Origin of the sequence: Streptomyces odontomachi, assembly GCF_024435355.1 — a bacterium.
GTDB lineage: Bacteria > Actinomycetota > Actinomycetes > Streptomycetales > Streptomycetaceae > Streptomyces > Streptomyces odontomachi.
In genome coordinates this window covers 740,521-763,731 of the sequence record NZ_JAMJWG010000002.1, presented here as the reverse complement: position 1 = coordinate 763,731, position 23,211 = coordinate 740,521, and the positions used below count along the sequence as shown (strand labels likewise).

17 protein-coding genes and 2 pseudogenes are annotated in these 23,211 nt (G+C 68.2%); 8 read left to right on the top strand and 11 right to left on the bottom strand.

Annotated elements, in window-relative coordinates; translation table 11 throughout:
- Positions 1 to 129: 129 nt before the first annotated feature.
- The gene (locus NQO67_RS07805; RefSeq protein WP_374118920.1) at positions 130 to 1,677 is read right to left on the bottom strand and encodes an alpha-L-fucosidase; all 1,548 of its coding nucleotides are present in this window, start codon (positions 1,675 to 1,677) and stop codon (positions 130 to 132) included.
- Positions 1,678 to 2,290: 613 nt separating this feature from the next.
- Between NQO67_RS07805 and NQO67_RS07800 the strand changes: the two genes are divergently transcribed.
- A complete protein-coding gene (locus NQO67_RS07800; RefSeq protein WP_255948372.1) occupies positions 2,291 to 2,989 on the top strand; it encodes a FadR/GntR family transcriptional regulator in 699 nt (232 codons plus the stop codon).
- Positions 2,990 to 3,046: 57 nt separating this feature from the next.
- On the opposite strand, the gene NQO67_RS07795 is transcribed toward NQO67_RS07800, so the two are convergent.
- Positions 3,047 to 4,057, bottom strand: coding sequence for a LacI family DNA-binding transcriptional regulator (locus NQO67_RS07795; RefSeq protein ID WP_255948370.1), 1,011 nt, complete (start codon positions 4,055 to 4,057; stop codon positions 3,047 to 3,049).
- Positions 4,058 to 4,390: 333 nt separating this feature from the next.
- Here NQO67_RS07795 and NQO67_RS07790 point away from each other — a divergent pair, with 333 nt between their 5' ends.
- The 3 genes from NQO67_RS07790 (at position 4,391) to NQO67_RS07780 (ending at position 7,431) form a co-directional block, all read left to right on the top strand.
- Entirely contained in the window at positions 4,391 to 5,362 is a 972-nt protein-coding gene (locus NQO67_RS07790; protein WP_255948368.1) for a glycoside hydrolase family 6 protein, read from the top strand.
- 737 nt (positions 5,363 to 6,099) lie between these two features.
- Positions 6,100 to 6,336 carry a non-reducing end alpha-L-arabinofuranosidase family hydrolase gene (locus NQO67_RS07785; protein ID WP_255948366.1) on the top strand — a complete coding sequence of 79 codons (237 nt, stop codon included), beginning with the start codon at positions 6,100 to 6,102 and terminating at the stop codon, positions 6,334 to 6,336.
- A 159-nt stretch (positions 6,337 to 6,495) separates the two neighbouring features.
- Positions 6,496 to 7,431 (top strand): alpha/beta hydrolase family protein, encoded by a 936-nt coding sequence (locus NQO67_RS07780; protein ID WP_255948364.1) that lies wholly within the window; start codon positions 6,496 to 6,498, stop codon positions 7,429 to 7,431.
- 389 nt (positions 7,432 to 7,820) lie between these two features.
- On the opposite strand, the gene NQO67_RS07775 is transcribed toward NQO67_RS07780, so the two are convergent.
- Positions 7,821 to 8,744 (bottom strand): hypothetical protein, encoded by a 924-nt coding sequence (locus tag NQO67_RS07775; RefSeq protein WP_255948362.1) that lies wholly within the window; start codon positions 8,742 to 8,744, stop codon positions 7,821 to 7,823.
- A 440-nt stretch (positions 8,745 to 9,184) separates the two neighbouring features.
- On the opposite strand from NQO67_RS07775, the gene NQO67_RS07770 reads away from it, so the two are divergent.
- Positions 9,185 to 9,640, top strand: coding sequence for a VOC family protein (locus tag NQO67_RS07770; RefSeq protein ID WP_255948360.1), 456 nt, complete (start codon positions 9,185 to 9,187; stop codon positions 9,638 to 9,640).
- 159 nt (positions 9,641 to 9,799) lie between these two features.
- On the opposite strand, the gene NQO67_RS07765 is transcribed toward NQO67_RS07770, so the two are convergent.
- Positions 9,800 to 10,897: a pentapeptide repeat-containing protein gene (locus tag NQO67_RS07765; protein ID WP_255948358.1), complete on the bottom strand. Its 1,098-nt coding sequence runs from the start codon at positions 10,895 to 10,897 to the stop codon at positions 9,800 to 9,802.
- Between the two features lie 210 nt (positions 10,898 to 11,107).
- Complete coding sequence (locus NQO67_RS07760) at positions 11,108 to 12,025, bottom strand: endo-beta-N-acetylglucosaminidase H (RefSeq protein ID WP_255948356.1); 918 nt, start codon at positions 12,023 to 12,025, stop codon at positions 11,108 to 11,110.
- A gap of 474 nt (positions 12,026 to 12,499) precedes the next feature.
- Here NQO67_RS07760 and NQO67_RS07755 point away from each other — a divergent pair, with 474 nt between their 5' ends.
- Both NQO67_RS07755 and NQO67_RS07750 read left to right on the top strand, forming a co-directional pair.
- Positions 12,500 to 13,102: a P-loop nucleotide/nucleoside kinase family protein gene (locus tag NQO67_RS07755; RefSeq protein ID WP_255948354.1), complete on the top strand. Its 603-nt coding sequence runs from the start codon at positions 12,500 to 12,502 to the stop codon at positions 13,100 to 13,102.
- A 238-nt stretch (positions 13,103 to 13,340) separates the two neighbouring features.
- Entirely contained in the window at positions 13,341 to 16,652 is a 3,312-nt protein-coding gene (locus tag NQO67_RS07750; RefSeq protein ID WP_255948352.1) for a GH92 family glycosyl hydrolase, read from the top strand.
- A gap of 175 nt (positions 16,653 to 16,827) precedes the next feature.
- On the opposite strand, the gene NQO67_RS07745 is transcribed toward NQO67_RS07750, so the two are convergent.
- From NQO67_RS07745 to NQO67_RS07725, 5 genes and pseudogenes are all read right to left on the bottom strand, one after another.
- On the bottom strand, positions 16,828 to 17,574 hold the full coding sequence (locus NQO67_RS07745) for a phosphotransferase family protein (RefSeq protein ID WP_255948488.1): 747 nt from the start codon (positions 17,572 to 17,574) through the stop codon (positions 16,828 to 16,830).
- Between the two features lie 87 nt (positions 17,575 to 17,661).
- Positions 17,662 to 17,835, bottom strand: a complete 174-nt coding sequence (locus NQO67_RS07740; RefSeq protein ID WP_255948351.1) for a hypothetical protein — start codon at positions 17,833 to 17,835, stop codon at positions 17,662 to 17,664.
- 56 nt (positions 17,836 to 17,891) lie between these two features.
- Positions 17,892 to 18,140 (bottom strand): annotated as a pseudogene (locus NQO67_RS07735) (VOC family protein); the annotation flags it as partial.
- A gap of 190 nt (positions 18,141 to 18,330) precedes the next feature.
- Positions 18,331 to 19,608, bottom strand: a pseudogene (locus tag NQO67_RS07730) (glycoside hydrolase family 27 protein); the annotation flags it as partial.
- Between the two features lie 312 nt (positions 19,609 to 19,920).
- Positions 19,921 to 20,427, bottom strand: a complete 507-nt coding sequence (locus NQO67_RS07725; RefSeq protein ID WP_255948350.1) for a DinB family protein — start codon at positions 20,425 to 20,427, stop codon at positions 19,921 to 19,923.
- Between the two features lie 235 nt (positions 20,428 to 20,662).
- Between NQO67_RS07725 and NQO67_RS07720 the strand changes: the two genes are divergently transcribed.
- Positions 20,663 to 22,183 (top strand): catalase, encoded by a 1,521-nt coding sequence (locus tag NQO67_RS07720; RefSeq protein WP_255948349.1) that lies wholly within the window; start codon positions 20,663 to 20,665, stop codon positions 22,181 to 22,183.
- A gap of 131 nt (positions 22,184 to 22,314) precedes the next feature.
- Here NQO67_RS07720 and NQO67_RS07715 read toward each other — a convergent pair whose 3' ends face one another.
- The gene (locus NQO67_RS07715) at positions 22,315 to 23,211 is read right to left on the bottom strand and encodes a carbohydrate ABC transporter permease (protein WP_255948348.1); all 897 of its coding nucleotides are present in this window, start codon (positions 23,209 to 23,211) and stop codon (positions 22,315 to 22,317) included.

Genomic DNA, 23,211 nt, shown 5'->3' with positions numbered 1-23,211 from the left:
GAACGGCCGGGTGTCGACCGACGCCCGAGCGTTCCAGTCGAAGCAGGTGGGTCGCTCTGCTGTTCATACGGTCTCCTGGCAGGGTGGGGGATGATGTGGTCCTGGAGCTGGCCACGGGAGCGACAGGGCCTAGGGGGTATGCACCGGGATGGCGCCGGAGAAGGTGAACTTGAGCACGTAGGCCAGTGCGCTGTGCGGTGCCGAGGCGGACGGAAGGGTGATGTGCAACCCGTCGCTGCTCTGGGTGGGCGCGGGCAGGTCCACGTATGTGCCCGCACTGGAGCCCAGCAACTGCAACGACGTCAGCGAGCGCATGTCGATGTGCCCGGCGGCCAGGGTGCCGATGGTGGTCGAGGAGCCCGGCCAGCCCAGGACGGTGGCGTACAGCACCCGGTCGGCCTTGTCGCGCGTGAACCTGAAGTCCTTGGCGGTGCCGGCCACCGGCTCGGTGAAGGAGCCGCCGCCCATCTTGGTCGGGCCCTCGCCGTACACCGTCCAGGCACGGGTGCCGTAGAGCGACTCCCCGAAGCGTTGGAGATGGTCGCCGATGCCGAGCAGCACGTCACGCTGGCCTTGCGGGATGGTGCCGTCTGCCATGGGGGCGATGTTCAGGAGCATGTTGCCGTTCTTGCTGATCCGGTCGATCAGCGCGTGCAGCATCTGCGGGGTCGAGTAGTAGCCGATGCCCTGGGTGTAGCACCAGCTGGAGCTGCTGATGCTGTCGTCGGTGAGCCAGTACGGGGAGGAGAGGTCGCCCGGACCGCCGCGCTCGTAGTCGAAGACCTCGCCCTTGTTGTTGTAACCGTCCTTGTAGGTGGCCACCACCTCCCTGCCCCAGGTGAGGGCCTGGTTGTAGTAGTAGGACAGGAACTCGAGGCGTTTGGCCTCGTCGACACGGGTGAGGTCGAAGTCCTCCCAGATGACGTCCGGCTGGGCCAGGTCCACGACTTCCTTGAGCTTGTCGTACCAGAGCTGGTTCTCCGCAGCCGTGTCCAACTGCCCGTACAGCTTCCGCAGGCTGGGGTCGGACTGTCCGGGTACGTGATCGTAGTAACCGTTGAAGTTGTAGGCGTGATGCATCGACAGCAGCAGCTTCATGCCCTTGGCGCGGATGGCGTCGCGGAAGATCTGGAGCAGGTTCAGCCTGGGACCGTGCTGTGCCGAGTTCCACTCGTTGACCTGGCTGTCCCACATGGAGAAGCCGTCGTGGTGCTCGGCGACCGGGCCGGCGAACCGGGCTCCCGCGTCCGCGAAGAGCTGGGCCCAGTCGTCCGGGTCGAACCTGCCGCCGGCGGAGACGAGCTTGGGCGCGAACTGGACGAAGTTGCCGGCCTTGTCGCGGGCTCCGTTGATGAAGTCGTGGTACGGCCATGCGGAGGGGTCTCCGAACGTGGCCTTGTGGTGGTTGTTCTCGGCGCTGCCGTCGATGTACATGTTGCGCGGGTACCACTCGTTGCCGAAGGCCGGAACGCTGAAGGCACCCCAGTGGAAGTAGATGCCGAACTTCGCGTCCTGGAACCACTCCGGGGCAGCGGTGTGCTGGTCGACCGAGTCCCAGCTCGGGTCGTAGTGAGTGGGATCGGCATACGCCGTCCCACGGGTGAGCGAGAGGTCTGCCGCCGTAGCGGCGGCGGCGGTAGCGACTCCCGTCAGGAAGACGCGCCTGTCGATCGCCATGGAGGACCTTCCGTTGTCCGTGCGGGTGGCAGTGGCGAAGTGGGGTGACACCTGCTGGGCGGGGACTCGGGCCACCTCCCCGCCGTGTCCTGATCATGACAACCAGTCGGTCGGTTCGGTGGAACGACCACCGGTCGAACGCTCCGACGGCGGTGACGACCTGAGCCCTCGTTGCCGCACGCCGAGCCCCAGGTGAAGCCGTAGCCCACCATGGTGCCGTGACGGGTCGTCGCGTGTGCATCCAGGTGAGGGGGAGCGCTCATGATCTGCCGCTTCCGACTCGTTGGATCTCCACGGGCGTGGGCGGCCGTCGACCGCTCGGGTGGCCACGATCGCCTCCGCCGCGGGTGGGTGCCCTCGGCTCGGGGTCGCGGGGCCATCCTCATCGAGTGCGCCTATCGCAACGAGCCGCCGCATGACATGGGATGTATTTATACGCCTTGCGTGGGTGGCTGTCCAGGGTACGGCCGGCGATACGTTGAATTAGCAGGTCACATTGAGCCCCTTGGGGAGCTCTGTGCGTTGCGTTCTTCGGAGCCCTACGCCCAGCGGACCGGCACATGGGATGTCTTGGTAGGGTGTGGCGCCGACAACGGAGAGTGGGCATCAACCCATGTCGCTGACCCGTAGAGCCATCACACACATCGGAAAACTGATCCAGTCCGGTGAGCTCCCGCGTGGGGCCAGGTTGCCGCCTGAGAGGCGACTGGCCCTGGAATCCGGAGTCTCGGAGAAAGCGATGCACGAGGCGGTCAGGGTCCTCGTGGTCACCCAGGTGCTGGAGGTCGGGCAGAGCGACGGAACCCGTGTGAGGAGCCTGGAACCGGCCCTGCTCCGCGCAGGCCTGCACTCCGCGGCAGAACTGCTGCGCGACGACACCCTGGTGGAGCTGACCGAAGTGCGCCGAGGGCTCGAACCGGCCGCCACTGCGCTGGCCGCCCACCGGATCCGCGACCAGGACCTCGTCGGTGTACGACGCCACCTGGATGCGATGCGCGGCGCCGGCGACGACGTCGAGCTGTTCACCAAGCACGATGTCGCCTTCCACCAAGCAGTGGTTACGGCCACCGGTAACGCCACGCTCGCCACTCTGCTGCAAGGCATCTCCAACCGCACCATGCCCGCCCGTGTCTGGCACGGCCTCGTCGAGGACGATGCCGGCGAACGCGCCATCGCCGAACACGAGGCGATCTACGCCGCGTTGGCGGCCAGGAACGCCCCGTTGGCCGAGAAGTGCGCGCTGCTGCACGTGGGTACGACGGCTGAGTGGCTGCGCGAGCATCTGCATCACGGCGAGGCCGTCGAAGCGTGAAGGCCCCACGTCACCGGTCCTCGACACGGTGTCCGTTCTCCCGGCCGACCCATGCCGTCAGGTGCTGGAGCGGGTGACCAGGCGGGTGGGCAGGATCAGTGGGCTGGGTTTCTCGCCGGCGACGAGGCCGACGAGCATGCGCGCCATCTCGTGGCCCAGGGCCTGTATGGGCTGGTGGACCGTGGTCAGTGACGGTTCGACGATCTGCGCGATGTCCAGGTCGTCGAAGCCCGCGATCGCGACGTCGCGGGGGACCGCCCGGCCCGCCCCGCGCAGCGTGCGCAGGGCACCGGCTGCCATGTTGTCGTTGGCGGCGAACACCGCGTCCACATCCGGGTGCCGTTTCAGGAGTTCGGCCATGGCGAGGGCACCGCTGGGCTCGTTGAAGTCCCCGCTCTCGGGGGTGAGCGGCTCCAGCCCGGCCAGCATCATCGCCTCGCGGTAGCCGCGGTGGCGCGCACGGCTGACCTGGGTGTCCATCGTCCCGCAGATCATCGCCACCCGCCTGCGCCCGAGGGCGAGGAGGTGCTCCGTGGCTTGGCGGGCGCCGCCGACGTTGTCGACATCCACGAACCACGGTGGGTCGAAATCCACCGGGCGCCCACCGAACACCACGGGTAGCTCCGTCTCCTGGGCGATGTGGAGCACGGGGTCGTTCTCCCGGACTGCCATGAGCATGACGCCGTCGACATCCCCGGCGCGCAGCAGCTTCTCCAGGCGCCGTCGGCCGCGGTCGGCGGCCGCGAGGCACAGCATGAGGTTCAGGTCGGCTTCCTCCAGCGCGGCGGACACACCGACGATCACCTTGGCGAAGAACGGGTCTGCGAAGATCGACGGCGTTTCCCCGGAGATGACGAGCGCGGCCACACCCTTCTGCCGGGTCGCCAGAGCCCGCGCCGTCGTGTTCGGCACGTAGTCGAGTTCCCTGATGGCCCGTTGGACAGCCTCACGCTTGGCGCGGCTGACGTGGGGAGCGTCGTTCAGTACCCGGGAGGCGGCCGAACGGGAGACGCCGGCACGCGCGGCCACCTCCTCGAGCGTGGGCTGTCGACGCGGCACGTCTGTCATGGGCTGCGGGCCCTTCTTCCTCGCTGTTCGCCGGGACGTATCTCTTCGAACATTTGGGAGCGCTTCCAGTTTTCCCTGACCTTAGCCGCTCTTCGTGCTCAGGTGAAGACCGCCGCCGTGGTGCCCCTTGACAGCTTTCAACAGGGCACACACCATACCGAGGGTGCGTTCCCAGGCTCTCGCCCGCGTCTGGGAGCGCTCCCAAAAATCACCTCCCGGCAGCCGCTGACGTGCACCTCGTACCCGAGTGCCGCAGCCGGCGCCGTCGCATCCCCGCGTCGCGGGCAATGGACGAAAGCCGCGGCGCTCCATCCCCATGAATGAGGTGCATTCATGCGCAAACTCGTACGCGGGGCAGTGGCAGCGTGCCTCGCTCTGCCCCTGTTCCTGGCCTCGGCGCCGTCCGCGCAGGCGGCACCCGACCCGCTCGCCGCGACCAGCGGCTTCTATGCCGACCCGAATTCCAGCCCCGCGGCATGGGTGGCCGCCAATCCGGGTGACGGACGGGCCTCCGCGATCCGGGACTCCATCGCCAACGTTCCCGCGGCCCGCTGGTTCGGTTCCTGGAGCGGCGACATCGGCTCCGCCACGGGCTCCTTCACGGGCGCGGCCGCGTCCGCCAACAAGCTGCCGATCCTCGTCGCCTACAACATGTACGGCCGCGACGCCTGTGGCGGGCAGTCCTCGGGCGGAGCCGCTTCACCGTCCGAGTACGCCAGTTGGATCGGGGCCTTCGCCAGCGGCATCGGCAGCCGCCCGGCCGTCGTCATCCTCGAACCCGACTCCCTGGGCGACTACAGCTGTATGAGCCAGGACAAGATCAACGAGCGTCAGAACATGCTCATCAACGCCCTCTCGCAGTTCAAGTCGAAGTCGCCGAACGCCTGGGTCTACCTCGACGCGGGCAACCCCGGCTGGATCGATGCCTCGACCATGGCCGAGCACCTCAACGCCGCCGGCCTCAGCAATGCGAGAGGCTTCGCCCTCAACGTCTCGAACTACTTCCCCACCTCCCAGAACGCGTCCTACGCCGGCAGCGTCAACCAGGTCCTGAGCCAGCGTCACGGCTACAGCAAGCCGTTCGTCGTGGACACCAGCCGCAACGGCAACGGCTCCAACGGCGAGTGGTGCAACCCTGCGGGTCGCAAGATCGGCACCCCCACCCAGGAGGGGGGCGACGGTGCCGAGATGCTGCTGTGGATCAAGACTCCGGGTGAGTCCGACGGTGACTGCGGCGTCGGATCGGGCTCCTCGGCGGGGCAGTTCCTGCCTGAGGTCGCCTACAAGATGATCTACGGCTACTGAGCTCTTCCTGCCAGCCGCCTCGCCGCCGGAGCACCCCGCCGGCGTCGAGGCCGGTCGCACTCCGCTGGAGCCACGCAGGGGCCGAGCCCTGCGGCGTGCCCTGCCGCGTGACGCCCTTGCGTCGGCTTCATGCAGTCGCCGCAACTCCCGTCGAAACATTCCGGACTCTTGCTCCGATTTATTTCGTTGCGCAGGGGGTGAGGCGGTCACATTCTTGACCGGCCCATGGATGCGGCGTCAAAAATATCTGCTGTAGTGCGACATCGATGTCAACCGATCTGACGTGGGGTTCCGAAAGATTTCGAAGGTCCAGGGGAGGAGTGGGGCGTGCAGAGGGTCTTGACGCCCTCTGGTGACCCCATATCATCGCTTGCTGTCCGAATATCCGGCTGCTGTTCGAAGTTACGAACGACGCTTGGGTGCAAGGGCGGTGCCTTACAGGTCGCCGTTCGAAGCACCCGCATCGTTCGTGCTTGCAAGCCTTGATCGCACGTTGCCATCGCCGCATACCAGGGACACCGGCGGAGAGCGTGTGACGGGCCGTCCGGCCGACCTCGGGAGTTGACATGTTTTCCTCAGCACGTCGAGCACATCGAGCACGTCGGCGCCGCGCTCGCGCCGCCGCGCTCCTCCTGCTCGGCCTGACCATGGTGCTGTTCGCGGCTTCCGCCGAGGCTTCTGCCGTTTCGGTCGCCGGTGCGTCAGCCATCCTGGCCGCGGCTGAGGGTGGCCGGAGCATGTCCTGCACAAGTGCGCCCCAGGGGCTGATGACGCAGGCCATCTGCGGCGACGGAGCCCGCTACCACCGTTCCTTCACCGGCGACGGCACCAACGGCCAGCGGCAGCCGCGGGCGACCGGCGAATCCAACCCCCTCGCCCGCGGCAACGACGTCACCTTCCCGTCCGGCGCCTGGACCGGGGCATGGGCCACGGCGAACTCGGATCTGCTCCCCCAGACCAACCCCACCTGCTGACCACCTTCCGGGGGCACGGGCCGGGCCGTTCGGGAGGACGGCCCGGCCCGACATAAGCGCACGGGACCCGGGCGACTCGGCGCGCCGTACCGGAGCCCGGGAAACCGGCCCCCGATGCGTCAGGAAGCTCACTTCCACCCCTCACACAAGGAGTCACCCATGTCTTTGCGCAGGCGCACGTTCCTGAGTTCGACCGTGGCCGGTGCGGCCGGGGCCGCCATGGTGCTCGGTGCCGGTTCGGCCCTCGGAGCCACCGCGGGGAGCAGCTCTTCGCAGGGGGCGCCGACCCAGACGTTCGCCCTCGGTGTGCGCGAGTTCGCCTGGAGCCGTGGCGACCGCAGGCTGACCACCCGCATCTGGTACCCGTCGGCCACGGGCACACCCGGTGGCACTCCGGTCCGCGATGCACCAATCGCCGACGGTGTGTTCCCGGTGGCCGAGTGGAGCCACGGACTCGGCGGCAACCCCGAGGTCTACCTCGCCGAGATCCTTCCGCTGGCCGCGGCCGGCTTCGTCGTCGCCGCTCCCGTCTTTCCGACCACGTCCACCGGCACGGAAGGCAACATCCAGGACGTCTACAACGGCAACCAGTCCAAGGACGTCTCGCAGGTCATCACCAATACGCTCGCGTTGAACACCACCTCCGGCGACCCGTTCGCCGGGCACCTGGACACCGCGGTGGGTGTGGGGGTGGCCGGTCACTCGCTGGGCGGTATGACCACCCACGGCCTGCTCACGGCCTGGCCGGACGCCCGGATCAAGGCGGCGGTCCCGTTCGCGTGCGTGGACATGGGCAACCCGACCGGCGAAGTGCAGGCCAACGTCCTGTTCATCCATGGCGACCAGGACCCCACCTGCCCGTACACCTCCGCCCGCCAGGCCTACGCGGAGTTGGCCGCGCCGAAGGCGTTCCTGACCCACCTCGGGCAGAACCACGACTCCTACGTGTGGGACAACGGTGTGACCTACCCGCAGACCCGTGCCACCTTCGTGGACTGGATGCGCTGGAGCCTGTACGGCGACACCACCGCCCGCGACCGACTCTCCGGCGACGCATCCACCAACGGCACCAAGTGGGAGGCCGTGCTCAGCTGAGCCTTCGACGGCCGGGGAGTGTAGGTGTGACTCCGGCTCAGGCCTCGTTGCCGCTCCTGTTGGACGGCTGGGTTCGACACCCACCCGTCCACCAGGAGCCTGTCTCGGCCTCGCACCGTGTGTGTGCCCAACCGCCACGCACGGTATAGGCGTTGGGAGACACCTACAACTCCGTCGCCTGCTGATGGGTAGTCAGTTCCTGGTGCGGTTCAACGGGGTGTCGGATCTTGCCGGTGTGTGTGTCGTGGTGATGCCTCATGACACACACACCGGCAACCGGCCGTCACACACTGGTGTGCACGCGGCCGACCGCGCTCCTGGCCGGCACGTCGATGTGCGGGAGCGGGGCAACCCCGGCCCCACCCGGGGCCGAAGGGTGACGGACTGGTTCAGAAGTTCTTGTTGGCCGTTGTCCAGGGGGCATGGGAGGCCAGCCCCGAGGGGTCGAGGATGTAGTCCCGGGCTGTCTGGTTGTCGTTGAGCACCATGTCGAGGAACGAGACGGCCGTCGTCACACCGTCGGCCATCTGGGCGCCGGTGATGAACCCGACGTGCCCGGCGTCCGGGTGCGTGGCCCGCACGGCGGGGACGGTGACCAGCGCGTAGTTGTCCCCGGAGTTGGTGTAGGCGATGTCGGAGGGGCCGCCGTCCATGAACATCACCGGGGTGTGGAGCTTGGTGAGTTCGGAGCGGGGGAAGCCGAAGGAGCCGTCCTCGAAGAGCCCGCTGTCGAGCGAGACCACGCCGGACACCCGGTCGTCCTGGGCGGCGATGAGCGCCTCCAGGCCACCGCAGGAGTGTCCCGCGGTGGCCACCTTCGTCAGGTCGAGCTCCTGCGAGAGCGGTGAGTCGGCGCGGTCCTGCTCGTGATCGGCCCAGGTGATCGCATCGGTCAGCAGGGACGGGATGGGCTGGCCGCTGGGCACGCCGTTGTCGGAACCGTCGACGGATCCGGTGTCCACCACGACGATTCCCTTGGACGCGATGAGCTTCAACAGCGGTGTGACCTCGCTGATGCTGGTGTGCTGGCACGCACCGTTGCCGAATGCCACCACGGGCATGGGGTGGCCGACTGCCTGTGGGTCCGTGGGGCGGAACACCGTGAAGCGCTTGTCGCCGTACGCGCCCTCCACGGTGACCGGGAAGTCGTTGTCCACCATGGGGGGATCCTGCGCCTGTGGCGCTGACTGGACGGTGGGGGTTGCGGCGGCGGCCGTGGACGGCGAACCGATCAGGACCGCGGGTGCAGCGGCCAGCACCAGGGCGGTGAGGGCCGCGGCTGTCCGCCGGGCAAGAGGATCGATGCTGTGCATGTGGGGGACGTCTCCTTAGCTTGGCTGGCTCCCGGACGACGGCCTACGGGCCCCGACCCACGGCAACAACGCCGAATGACGGGGGTTCGCCAGAACGGCACGGCGACCCGTTCGCTTGCTTGTCGTGGTGTGCGGACCGTGGGGGTGGAAGCCGCCTACGTCGCTGATGTTCGTGATACCGAACATTGACCGGGATATCAGCCCTATCTTAGGAGACCGCACCCCAGTTCAGCTAGGAAACGGCCGGATCGGGAGAGCCTGGGGTCATGCGCCAGTGGTGTGAGCGCGGCTTCCGGGGTGTGCGGAGTGCCGCCGCCGATGGAGATGAAGGTGGGTGTGTGTGCGGGGTCGGATCGGACCGTGCGGCTGCCATCGCCTCCGCACCAGGGGGCTACTGCGAGAGTTGGTCGTCTGTCAGACCTGCCTGAGATGCTCCGAGCATGGAGATGACAGTGCAGCTGACGATCGACTGCTCCGATCCGCAGGCAATGGTGACGTTCTGGACCGAAGCCCTGGGCTACGTGCCCGAGCCTCCGCCGGAAGGGCACGCCACGTGGCGTGCTTACTGGGTGGCGGTGGGGGTGCCCGAGGCGGAGTTGCCAGCCGGTGCCGGGGACATCCCGGAGTCGATCATCGATCCCGCGGGATGCGGACCGAGGGTGTGGTTCCAGCAGGTTCCGGAGCCGAAGGCGGCCAAGAACCGGTGGCACTTCGACCTGAAGGTCGGTGGGGGCCGTGACGTCCCTTTGGACGTCCGCGCACAGCGGGTCAAGGCTACGGTCGAACGGCTGGTCAAAGCAGGTGCCACCGTGCTGCGGATCAAGGATGAGCCGGGCATGGGGCGCTACGCCGCCGCCATGCAGGACCCCGAGGGCAACGAGTTCGACGTCGTCTGAGGGCCGTTGCGACGTGGCCTTCGCCTCACCCTGGAGCCGCGAGATCCCAGCAGCCTGACACGCTCCCGGAAAGCGTCGACCATGCATGAGAGTACGCGGGTCACGGGCTATGGATGGAGTTTCGGCCCCCACCGCGACCACAGCACGCACGCGTCCTGGTCAGGGAGTGGACCGCAGCGGCGGCGCCTGCCACGTCATCCCGGGCGGCTGGAGCAGGGGTGAGGGCTCGGGTCCGGGGTCATCGGTGTCGACGACTCCGGCGGCCGTGTGGTCGAAGTCGGCGGGCCAGCGGGTGCGCTCGCTGGCCAGGGCGCCGGTCAGGTGTGCTTCGACGAGGTTGGCGGTGCTCAGGTCGGTGCCGCGCAGGTCGGCCATGCGGAGGTCGGCGCGGTGGAAGATCGCGCCGTGCGCGTCGGCCTTACGCAGGTTCGCCTCGCGCAGGTCGGTCTCGGTGAAGTCCGCCTCACGCAGGTCGGTTTGGACCAGCTTCGCGGCCCGCAGGTCGGCCAGGACGCAGCGGGCCCGGCGGAGAATCGCAGTCGTGAGGTCGGCGTGCCGGAGGTTGACCGACACCAGGGACGCCTGGGTCAGATTTGCGTGGTACAGACCCGCCGCCTCCATGCAGGCGCGATCGAGGTTGACTTCGGGGAACCACAGTCCGTCGCAGTCGGCACGGCGCAGGTCGGTGATGCTGAGATTGACCCAGGACTGCTCCCGGTGCTGGCACAGCACGCCGAGCGCGGTCAGCGCCACCTGGGCGTCGGCGGCGCGGGTCTCCAAGGGCGCGATGTCGTTGATGGGCACGTCCGCCGCCGGTGATTCCGGCCCGGCGGGTGGCCAGGGCAGGTGCGTACGCAGGTACGCGGCCTGGATGGAGATGATGGCCTCCCGGTCGCGGGCGGACTGCTCCGCGATCCGCCACAGCGCGTGCAACCCGCCGATGCGCACATCCAGCTTGTCGCTGCCGAGTTGGTCGACGGCCCGGCTGAATCGATCGGTGACGTAACCCTCCTGGGTGGCGCGCAATCCGTCCTGGCTCACCCGCAGTTGCCGCCAGGTGGCGTAGGCGCCGAACAGCACGACCAGGCCGCCGACCACTTGCAGAAGCGTCGTACGGACATCGTTCACCGCCGCCAGCCGATCCTGCGCAGTGACGCTCGCCCCGGCGAGATCGTGGTCGACCACCACCCCCGGCAGCACGACGAACACCGTGCCCAGCATGACCAGCCCCGCCCCGGCCAGCAGACCTGCGGCCACACGACGTCCGACCAGCCCGTCGTGCCATGCCCGCCGCCCGTGGTCTGGTTCCCCCGTCTCCATGGGCATGAGAGCCTAGGCGCCGCTCAGAAGACGATCAAGAGTGCTGCGCCACCCGCCCGTGCCAGGTAAGGCTCTCACCTGCGTGCATGGACCTGCCGGCCCGCACAACGCCCCGGCGTGCACCGCGCGCCGGGGCGTGCGGTCGTCCTACGGCGTGTAGACGGCGTCGCTGCCGTACAGCTCCCGGCTGAACGCGGAGACATCGGCGCTGCGATCGGCGCCGTCGAGGTTGTATGTCAGATAGACACCGTATCCCTCGTTGACGGTGCGGCTGGCGAAGTCGGCGGCCGTGCTCTGCGAGGTCGCGCCGATCTCGACGGCGGCCGGCGACAGCTTCGACTTGGGCAGCGCGACACCGGGCACCTGCCAGCTGCCGTAGTACGGGTTCCAGGCGTAGTCGAACTTGGACGTGATGTCGACGCCGCCGTAGGAGAGGCGCGAGGCAGCCGGGCCGATGTAGTAGAGGCTGATGATCTTGTCCGGCATGGTGGTGCGCAGCGCCGTCACCAGCTGCACGAACGAACTGTCGTTGGGCTGGCCGGTGCCGTTGTTGCCGTACTCGGCGTACTCGTCGTCGAAGTCGATGCCGTCGAGGCCGTACTTGGTCACCGTGTCCGACAGTTGCTGCGCGAACGCCGAGGCCGCCTGCTGGGACGGGAAGTTGGCGAAGCCCGCGCCCTGGTGGTTGCCGAGTATCGAAAGGACGACCTTTATTCCCTTCTGCTGCAACGGCCGTATCTCCGTGGCGGCGTTGTCGAGAACGCGCTGCACGTTGTCGTTGAAGTACAGATACGCCGACTGCGTGCTGGTGTCGTAGTTGATGTTCGCCGCGAAGATCACGGCGACGTCGAAGACATTGCCGCCGCCGTCGGCGAGGGTGTACTTGCCGACGTTCAGCATGCTGTTGTTGTTCACCTCGACATACGCCACCGAGGTCGGTCCCTGTTTCGCAAGGGCGGGGGCCGCTGCCGCGCCGCTCGTGGCGGTCGTACCGAAAGCGACGACAGCGATGGCCGAGAGCGCGAGCGCGGCCGTCCGTATTCTGCGCCGTACCAGAGTGAACATCGTTGATCGGTCTCCCATCGGTGGGGGGCGGAGCCAAATCTGTTCGAAAGTGCCAAGTGAGCGCTCCGAATTTTCCCTCTCCTGTGACCGAATTACGAGGATCATGAGCGAACCCTTCACGATTCCCTCGCGCCTCGCGCCTGCGGGCGGCGGAGGCCGTGTCATCCGAACCGGGTCGCCGGTCGGAGCTGCCACGACGGACCGCGGCCATGGCCCGGCGGACCTTCCGCCGCCGCCCGCCCCGGGTGCGGCGTTGGGGCGACCTCGCCGCCCCGTCCGCTACGATCGAGGCATGTGCTGCTGCGCTCCCATGACCACAACCGCCGCATAGCGGCGGTACCGCGGTTGCTGTAACCGCGGCCAGTGCCTGCCTCCTCCGCGGGGCAGTGCCAGGACGTACCGCCGGATCAGTGTCCTGCCGGCAGTCACTCGTGTTCCCGTGATGCCGGGTCATCCTGCCTGATCAGGGGAGTCATGTCTCATTCGCAGCGTTTCGATGCACAGCACCCGCATGCAGCCGGGCCCGGCACCACGCAGCACCCGCGTGCCGCCACCCTGCTCCTGATGGTCGGGCTCCCCGGGGCCGGGAAGACCACCCGTGCCAAGGAGCTCGCCGCAACCCACCGGGCGCTGCGGCTGACCCCGGATCACTGGATGATCCCGCTGTTCGGCGATTCGATGGCCGACGGCAAGCGCTGGGTGCTCGAAGGGCGGCTCATCTCGGTCGCCCTCCAGGCGCTGCGGCTGGGGATCAGCGTCGTACTCGACTACGGGCTCTGGAGCCGCGACGAACGGTCGGCACTGCGCTGGCTGGCCCGGTCGGTCGGGGCGTCATGCCAGGTGGTCTACCTGCCCGTGGACAAGGACGTCCAGCTCGCCCGTATCTCCCACCGCCAGGAAACCACACCGCACCAGACGTTCCCGATGAGCGAGGCCGACCTGGACGCCTGGCGGGAGCAGTTCCAGGTGCCCGACGCCGCCGAACTCGACGGCGGCGAGATTCCCACCCCACCGGCAGGTTGGCCGAGCTGGCGGGAGTGGGCGGTGCACACCTGGCCTTCGTGCACCGACAGCTGACCCGGACAAGCCACGTGTACGGAGCAGTAACCCTTGCAGGGGTAGAACAAGCGATCTAGCGTCACCTGCGGCTCGTGGCCGCAGTGTCCACGAGCGGGAACACCGTGGGGTTGATATGCGATCAATGCAGTACCCGGCAACCCGGAAAAGATCGAGGGCACGGCGCATAAGAGACCGATGGGGGGCGGCTGCGCTCTGCATCGGTCTGGCCGCCACGGGATCTGCCGCCGGGACCGCGGTGAGCGCGAACGCCGCCACGCAGTCGGCGGCGGCGTCCGACGCGACGCAGGGAGCGGGGACGGATCTGACGAAGCTGGTCAATCCGTTCATCGGGACCGAGAACGAGGGGCTGACCTTCCCCGCCGCGGGCGCACCGTTCGGTCTGGTGCAGGAGAGCCCGTTGATGAAGACGGCCGGCGGCACGGGGTGTGACAGGGAGTCCGCCGACACGGTCACCGGATTCAGCCAGACCACGATCAACGGGTGCCGGTTCAACTACCTGCCGATGATGCCCACGACCGGCGCGGTCAGCTCGACCGATCCGGCGCAGTACGCGTCGACCTTCAGCCATGCGAACGAGACGACGGGCCCTGACTACTACCAGACGAGGCTCGACAAGTACGGCGTGACCGTCGGTCTGACGTCGACCGCTCGGACCGGGTGGCAGCAGTACACGTTCCCGCGGACCAGCCAGGCGAACGTGCTGTTCAACGCCGGCGCCGGCGTGGCCGATTCCGAGATCCGCGTCGTCGGCGACCGGACGATCGAGGGATGGGTCGAGGATTCCAAGAAGACCTACTTCGTCGCGCAGCTCAGCCGGCCGTTCGCGTCCTACGGCACCTGGAAGGGCACCGATCGGAGCCCGGGTTCCCGTGAGTCGGCCGCCAAGGGCTCCAACGGGGCATGGGTGTCGTTCGACACGACGAGGAACGATGCTCCCGTGGTCGCGAAGGTGGGGCTCTCCTTCACCGGGCTCGCCGGTGCGCAGCGAAACCTCTCGACGGAGACGGGGAAGCTCGGATTCGACTTCGACGCCGCGCACAAGGCACTGAACGACCAGTGGAACGCGATGCTGCACAAGGCCGCGATCGGTGGCGGCTCGCACGACCGGCAGGTTGCGTACTACACGGCGCTCTACCACGCCATGCTCGATCCGAACATCATCGGTGACGTCGACGGCCGCTACGTCGGAGCCGACAAGAAGATCCACACCGCGAGCGATTACACCCCCTACAGCAATCTCTCGTTGTGGGACACGTTCCGGACGCAGAACCAGCTCCTTGAGATGCTCGTCCCCACCGTCGCACACGATGTCGACATGTCGATCCTCGCGCTGGCTCGGGAGGGCGGCGCGCTGCCTCGCTGGTACCTGGAAGACCAGGAGGGCAACATCATGACCGGCGACCCGGTCACGCCGTTCCTGGTGGAGGGCTGGTCGAAGGGACTGCTCACCGGAGCGGACGCCCGGGAGGCGTACCAGTACCTCCGGGCGAACGCGACCGAGGTGCCGCCCGCCGATGTCCGTGAGAACGGGCGTGCCGGTGTCGCGTACTACGCGGCACGCGGTTACGTCCCCTACGGCCTCAACATCCAGTCGACCGCCGACTGTAGCGGCGGAACGAGCGGCAACTGCTGCCCGACCAAGACGAACGACAACGACTGCTATTACGGCACGTCGGCCACGTTGGAGTACGCGGCGGCCGACGCCTCGCTGGCGCTGATGGCGAAGGGCCTGGGCCACGCGGCCGATGCCGCGATGTTCGCTCGGCGCGGCGCGTCGTACAGGAACGTCTTCGACAGGCAGACCCGCCAGTTCCGACCGCGCACCGCGACCGACGGCACCTGGCTGACCCCGTACGACCCGGTCACGAGCGACCATGCGTTCCACGAGCAGAACGCGAGCCAGTACCAGTGGCTGGTGCCCCAGGATCCGGCGGGTCTTGTCGGCATGCTGGGTGGCAGGGACGCCACGACCAGCCGTTTGAACGAGTTCTTCGCTTATGACGACCTCCTCGCCGACCCGGCGGGGACCGCGCGCACGGCCTGGGTCAGTGGCCCGTACGACTACTACGACTCCACGAAGTTCAACCCGAACAACGAACCGAACCTCATCGCGCCGTACCTGTACGCGTGGACCGGGCGGCCCGGCAGCACCGCGACCGTCGTCAAGGCGCAGGAGACCCTGTTCACGAACAGCCCCGGCGGTATCCCCGGCAACGACGACATGGGTGAGATGTCCTCCTGGTACGTGATGTCATCGCTGGGGCTCTACCCCACGACCAGCGGCGGCAACTTCGACGTCGTCACCACTCCGCAGTTCCCGAACGCCCAGGTGCGGATCGGTGACTACGGAAACACGCAGGGCGGGACCCTGACGATTTCCGCGCCGGGCACCAGCATGGAGAACCGTTACACCGCCGCCATGACGGTGAACGGCAGGGCCTGGGACAGGGCGTGGGTCGGCCAGGCGGACATCGCCCACGGCGGGCGCATCGACTTCGCCCTGAGCAGCAAGCCCACCGCGTGGGCGACCAGCGCGAAGAACGTCCCGCCGTCGATCGACACGACGCCGGATCCGCGGCGCCGGCTCAGCGCCGACGTTGCGCCCGACCAGGTCGTCCTGGAGCCCACGGCGGATCGCGCGTCGCAGCAGCAGGTCGATCTGACGCTGCTGGCGACGGCGCCGCACACCGCGCGGGTCGCCGTGCGCGCGACGGCGCCGAAGGGGTGGTCGGTGTCCCTGTCCGGTCCGACGGCGACGGCCGACTCGAACGGGCTCCCCGCCCAGGTGAACGACCGGTTGCAGATCACCGCGCCGGCCGGAACCGCGGCAGGCGCCTATACGGTGTCGGTCACCGCGGAGCTTCCCGGAACCGCTCCGGTCAAGAAGACGGTCACCGTCGTGGTCCAGCAAGCCGGGAAGTGTGCGATCCGGACGAGCACCTCGTGCGCCGTCGATCTGAACGCCGCGTACAACAACGACGGCGTCGCCACCCTCGCTGCACCGGACCAGGGCGACTTCGACGGCACGGGCCTGAGCTACGCCGCCGACCAGCTGCCCGCGCCGGGTCCTGTCACCCTCGGTGGGGTCACCTACCAGGCACCCCCGACCTCCGGCACCAGCGAGAACTTCGTCAAGTCCACCGGGCAGGCCATCGCCCTCCCCTCCGGTGACTACAGCAGTCTCCACATCGTGGGCGCGTCCGACAACGGCAGTACCGGTGCCGCGTCGGCCACCGCCGTCGTCACCTACACCGACGGCAGCACCGCGACGGTTCCGCTCGAACTCACCGGCTGGGCGAACAAGGCCCCGGACTTCGGCAACACCGTCGCGCTGACGACCGACTACCAGCTCAAGGCCGGAAGCGGGAAGACCACGACCAAGGCATCGCTCTACGAAACGACCGTTCCGCTGGAGCCCGGGAAGCAGGTCCGGTCCCTCTCCCTGGCAACACCGTCCGTGCCGGCATGGGTCGCACCCGGGTCCGGAGGACTCGACTGGCAACGCAACAGCGACCTGGAGATCTACGCGATGACCCTGCGGCACTGACCGTCGCAATCGCCCCTGCCACGCGGGTTCGCAGCGATCGAACGGGAGGCCCGGTGCCCACCGGCACTGCCCACCGGCACCGGGCCTCCCGTCGATCGGTACACGGGCGGGTGCAGAGCGATGGTTGGCTCGATGCGTCAGAACGCATGCGCGCAGCAGCTGGGCCCGAGCAGCCTCACATCCCGGCTTTCAGCACATCCACCTCGCAGCCCGGCGCGAAGGGGTCGAAGCCGTGCTCGGTCAGCCAGCGGACTATCAGCAGGCTTCGCAACGACCACCATGCGCGGATCGCGTCGAGGTCGACGTCGGCGCCATAGCCGGCGACGACGTCGACGAGGCGCTCCTCGTGTCCGAGCGTCAAGGTGGCGAGGTCGAACAGGGCAGCACCCTGGCCCGCCTCGGACCAGTCGATGATGCCGGTGACCTCGTCGCCGTCGACGAACACGTGAGCGATCTGTAGGTCGCCGTGCGTGAACACCGGAGTCCACGGCGCCAGCGCGGCCTCGGCGATCTGACGGTTACGGGAGACCAGGTCGGCGGGCAGGACGCCGTTCGCCACCAGCCACTCACACTCGCCGTCGAGCTCCGCCGCCAACTCGTCGCGGCCGCGGCCGGCCTGGCCGAGCCAGGCCGGCAGCGGCGCGTCGTGCATCTTCCGGATGGCGGCACCCGTGTTGGCCCACGCCGCCGGCGGCGCGGTCCTCGGCTCGCCGAGGCGACCGAGCGCCGTGCCCGGGAGCGCGGCGACCGCGAGCACGTGCGGCTTGCGCCACAGGATCTCCGGGGTCGGGACCGGCGCCAGGGCCATCGCCTCGACCTCGACGTCGATACGCGCCTGATCGGCGTCCACTTTCAGGAACATGTCGCCGACGCGCAAGGTCGCGCGCTCGGAATGGGCGACGACGAGCTCGACCTCATCCATGGCGACCAGCATCCCGGATGCCGGTCCCCGTCGCCAGGAACACCGCGGGTTGGGAGGCCGCCCGCACCGCTGATCATGTGCTGTTGCTCAGCGGGTGATCGAGCGGAGCGGGCACACGCCGCCACCGAGGCACTGAAGGCCTTCGTTCTCGTGCAGGTACAGGGCTTCCCACCAGTTCGGGCCGAGCTCGCCGGTGGTGAACCAGTGCAGTTGGTGGTGCGGCGCGGGCCGGTGCACCCCGTCGATGGTCAGGTTCCCCATCGCCGGGCCGGTCACATAGGCCTGCCACTCGTAGTAGACGCTCTGCGGAAGCTCGTCAGTCGTTCCACCTCCTGCTCGCGCCCGGTCTCCGGGCGCAGACACAGGTGGATCCGGTTCCTGGTCGTCTTGGCCTCGGGCACCTGGTTGAAGTGCAACACCGGGCCCTCCGCCAGCAGCACCTGAACCTCCGGATCACCCGGCCTGTCCTCCGGATGCAGCGGACGGCCGGTCACCCTGCTCCAGAACCGGGCCAGCCCGTAGGCGTCCGCGCAGTCAATCGCCACGTTCTGCAATACCGAGACCATGCGCGCGAGCCTTCCTGATATCCACTCCGGACGCCATCTCCGGACGCCATCGAGTTGAGCTGCGCTCGTTCGTCGCGCAGACGGCTCGGGCACCTGGGAGCACCTTCGATACGCGCCCCGCAGGATGAGTGCTCACCCTGCGGGGCACGCCGAGCTGTTGGCGACGTCCTGGCTACCGACCTCCTCAGCCGGCCTGCGTGCTGCTGGACGCGGTGACGGTGAGCAGTACGGCTTCGTGCGCGGGCACGTTGGTGGTGTAGCTGCTGGTGAAGCTGCCGGCGTCGGCGCCGGCCCAGACGTTGCGCACCGCTGCCGTTCCGCTGAGGCCCAGGTCCGACCAACGGGCCGTGATGTTGCCGGCAGAACCGGTGCGGTTGAGCAGGACGACGGCACGGCGGCCGGTGCCGTCCAGGACCTTGCTGTAGACCTGGAGGCCGGAGTGGTCCTCGGCGACCTTGGTGCCCTGCTTGCCCAGGGGGTCCTGGTCGATGGCGATGACCTCGCGGTTGGTCAGGATGGTGCGGGTTTCCGCGCTCATCGTGGTGAGGTCGTTGCCGGCCAGCAGCGGGGCGCCGGAAATGGCCCACAGGCTCAGGTGGGTGCGGTTCTGGGCGGCGGAGAAGCCGGGCATGCCGACGATGAGCATGTCCGGGTCGTTGTAGTGCCCGGGGCTCTGGGCGCCGGGGTGCTGGGCGCTGTCGAAGTTGGTCAGGACGCGGTCCATGGAGGGGCTCTCGCCGTAGTAGATGATGTCCTGGCTGGTGCGCCACATGGTGGACATGCCCGGTGCCCAGTCCCACGGGCTCTGGTTGCCCCAGTTGCACACCGACAGCGCCATCGGGCGGCCGGTCTGGGCGCTCGCGCGGGTGATCGCGTCACTGATCGCCTGGTAGGAGCTGCGGGCGTCGAGGCCTTCGGCGTTGCCGCCGCACCAGTCCACCTTGACGAAGTCGAAGCCCCACTGGGAGAACTTCAGGAAGTCCTGGTCGTAGTGGCCCTCGCTGCCGGAACCGGGGGCGGCGGGGCGGCCGGTCGGGTAGTAGTAGCCGCAGCCGTCGCGGCCGGCGTCGGTGTAGATGCCGGCCTTGAGGCCCTTGCTGTGGATGTAGTCGGCGATGGCTTGCATCCCGCCGGGCCACTCACCGGTGTCGACCGTGATGTTTCCGGAGGAGTCCCGGGTGCCCTGCCACCAGCCCTCGTCGATGTTGACGTACTGGTATCCGGCGTCCTTCAGCCCCGAGGAAGCCATGGCGTCCGCCTGCGCCTTGATCACGTTGTAGTTGATCTTGGCGGCGAAGGTGTTCCACGAAGCCCACCCCATCGGAGCCGTGGTCGCCGATGCGGTCGCCTCGAACGGCGCGACCTGCGTCGTGGTGCCCGCGTCCGCGGCGCCCGCAGGTGAGGGGGTGTGTCCGGTCATCGTCACCGCACCGGCCAGGGCCAGGGCCAGGGTCAAGGGGAGCAGCATCCGGGTTAACACGTGCATGTGTCGTCGGCCATGACGCCAACGGAGAATCGTCATCACGCTACTGACCTCACTCGTGAGTTGGCTTCACATCAGCTTATTCGAAATATCGAACATCGTTCGAGTTTCTGTCGCCGAGGTGGAACGTAGGGCAGCACTCGGCGGTGGTCAACCCCTCGCTCACGCGTCAGGGCGATGGTGCACTCGTGGGTGCCGCAAGGGTCGTCCGAGCCGATGAGGCTCGGGCCTCAGGGCCCGGCGACGGAGGCGGACGCCGCCCCCGGCCCTGCCGATGGGCAGGGCCGGGGGCGGCGCTCAGGAGCCGGTCGTGCCGTCGAGCATCTCGCGCAGGATGTCCAGGTGACCGTTGTGGCGGGCGGTCTCCTCGGTGAGGTGCAGCAGGATCCAGCGCAGGTCGACGTGCAAGTCCTCGCGGACAGGTCGCTTGGCCCGGATGTCCAGGCCGCTACCGGCGACCAGGTCGCGGTAGCGGGCGCTCTGCTCGGCGTACTCGTCGAGCAACCGGGTGAGGGGGAAGTCGACGGCGATACGCATCTCGCGGTCGGGGTCCTCCTCGGTCCAGGGGCCCCTGTCCTCCTCGCCGAGGAAGACCACCTGGAACCAGTAGTACTCGACCCAGCGGAGGTGGTTGATCACTCCGCTCATGGTCATCAGCGGCGAACCCGGCAGGAGCGCCTTGCGGGCGTTCTCCGCGGAGACGCCGTCGCACTTGGTGCGGGCGGTGTCACGTGCGTAGTCGAGAAACGTGGTGAGCTGGGTGCGCTCGTCCCATGCGGGAGGCGTGTCATCGATTCTGGTCATCGCACGAAGCGTCCCCGATGACCGTGACCGATGTCGAGGTGTTTGTCGACGGGGCCCATCCCGCCTGGTGCAGGTCGGTCGCCGCGCGTGTGTTTAGCCCGCCTCCTCCGGGTCACGCGATCCATGGGAAACGAGGTGTCGGCCGTGGCGGTCTCTGCCGCGCCGCACCGACCTGGACGTCGTGTCTCGGGGAGACGCGACGTCACTGCGGGACGTACCACGGGAAGGCAGCATCATGACGGAGATCCGGCCCGCCACCACAACCGATTCCGGCGCCCCGGTGGAGAGCGACGAGCACTCGCTCACCGTGGGACCCGGGGGGCCGATCCTGCTCCAGGACGCCTATCTCATCGAGCAGATGGCGCAGTTCAACCGGGAGCGGATCCCGGAGCGCCAGCCGCACGCCAAGGGAAGCGGGGCCTTCGGCTACTTCGAGGTGACGCACGATGTCAGTGCGTACACGAAGGCGGCCGTGTTCCAGCCCGGCGCCCGCACCGACCTCGTCACCCGCTTCTCCACCGTGGCCGGCGAGCGCGGCAGCCCGGACACCTGGCGTGACCCGCGCGGCTTCGCGGTGAAGTTCTACACCAGCGAAGGCAACTACGACATGGTCGGCAACAACACGCCGGTGTTCTTCGTGAAGGACCCGATGAAGTTCCAGCACTTCATCCGGTCCCAGAAGCGCCGCGCCGACAACAACCTGCGCGACCACGACATGCAGTGGGACTTCTGGACGCTCTCGCCGGAGTCCGCCCACCAGGTCACCTGGCTCATGGGAGACCGGGGCATCCCGCGTACCTGGCGCCACATGAACGGCTACACGTCCCACACCTATATGTGGATCAACGCCGACGGTGCGCGGTTCTGGGTGAAATACCACTTCAAGACCGACCAGGGCATCGAGTTCTTCAGCCAGCACGAGGCCGACCAGATGGCCGCGGCCGACACGGACTACCACACCCGGGACCTCTTCGAGCACATCCGGGACGGCGACCACCCGAGCTGGACCCTGTACGTGCAGGTCATGCCGTACGAGGAGGCCGCCGGATACCGCTTCAACCCGTTCGACCTCACCAAGGTGTGGCCGCACGGGGACTACCCGCTCATCCCGGTCGGTCGGATGACGCTCGACCGCAACCCCACCGACAACCACGCCCAGATCGAACAGGCGGCGTTCCAGCCCAACAACTTCGTCCCCGGTATCGGGCCGAGCCCGGACCGCATGCTGCTGGCCCGGCTGTTCTCCTACGCGGACGCCCACCGCCACCGCATCGGCGGCAACTACCAGCAACTGCCGGTGAACGCCCCCGTCGTCGACGTCCACACGTACTCCAAGGACGGGGCGATGGCCTACCGGAACACGACCGACCCGGTGTACGCCCCCAACTCCGAGGGTGGCCCCGCGGCCGACACCGAGCGCCACGGATCCCCGCCGAGCTGGACGGCCGACGGCGAGATCACCCGCTCCGCCTACGTCTCCCACGCACAGGACGACGACTGGGGGCAGCCCGGCACCATGGTGCGGGAGGTCATGGATGACGCCGCCCGTGACCGGCTGGTCGACAACGTCGTCGGACACCTCCTCAACGGGGTGAGCGAGCCCGTCCTCGAGCGCGCCTTCGCGTACTGGTCGCACATCGACGAGACCATCGGCAAGCGCATCGCCGCCGGTGTCCGCGCCAAGGCCGACGAGAAGGACCCCAAGGCCGCGGAACAGGGCAATCCGGCCCGGCGTTCCATGCAGCACAAGGCGTGACAGGACCGGTTGGCCCTGGGGTGAGGGCATTCGGAAGTGGCAGGTGAGGGGCCGTTCTCTTCGAACGGCCCCTCACCTGTTCCCTCGGCTGTTCGCCCCACTCGCCGCGCCGCGCGCGAGCGAGGCGTCGATCATTTGCTGAATCCGGCGGTCAGACCGCTGAGCAGCTGACGGCGGCCGAACGCGTACAGGACCAGGATGGGCAGGGTGGTGAGGATGACGGCGGCGAGCACGGCAGGGACATTGACCCCGTAGGGGCCCTGGAAGTTCCACAGGGCGAGCGGCAGGGTCCGGCGGTCAGGGCTCTGGGTGAGGACCAGCGGCAGCAGGAATCCGTTCCAGATGGTCAGTGCGTTGTAGATGGACACGGTGAGGATGGCCGGCCGGGTGAGCGGTGCCGCCAGCCGCCACAACGTCGCCCACTCGGTGGCGCCGTCGACCCGCATGGAGTCGAACAGTTCCTTCGGTATGTCGCGGATGAAGTTGGTGAGCACCAGCACGGACAGCGGGATGGCGAACGCGATCGACGGGAGGATCAGCGCCAGCAGGCTGTCGTACAGATGCAGTCTGATGATGATCAGGTAAATCGGGATCACCGTGGCCTGGAGCGGGATGGCCAGGCCCATCAGGAACAGCCCGTTCACCGTACGCAGGACCCGTATGCGCCAGCCGCGCACGATGGCGTAGGCGGCCATGAAGGAGAACGCGACCGCCGGCACCACAGCGCCGACGGTGACCACGACGCTGTTCACCAGGTAGCCGATGAAGTCGGACTCGATGACCAGCCGGTAGTTCTCCAGTGTGGGGTCGCTCGAAGGCACCAGCGCGTTGCTCGCGTAGTAGTTGCTCTGGAGCTTGAAGCTGGTGATGAGCGTCCAGTACAGGGGTACGGCGACGATGACGAGCCAGAGCCATCCGGCCAGGCCGCCGAGCCAGTTGCGCCGGCGGGTCGCCGGACGGGGGTGGCGCCGCCGCTCGCGGGGCGTGGCCTTCTGCGGTCGCCCGGGCTTGGTCACTGTGGTGGTCAC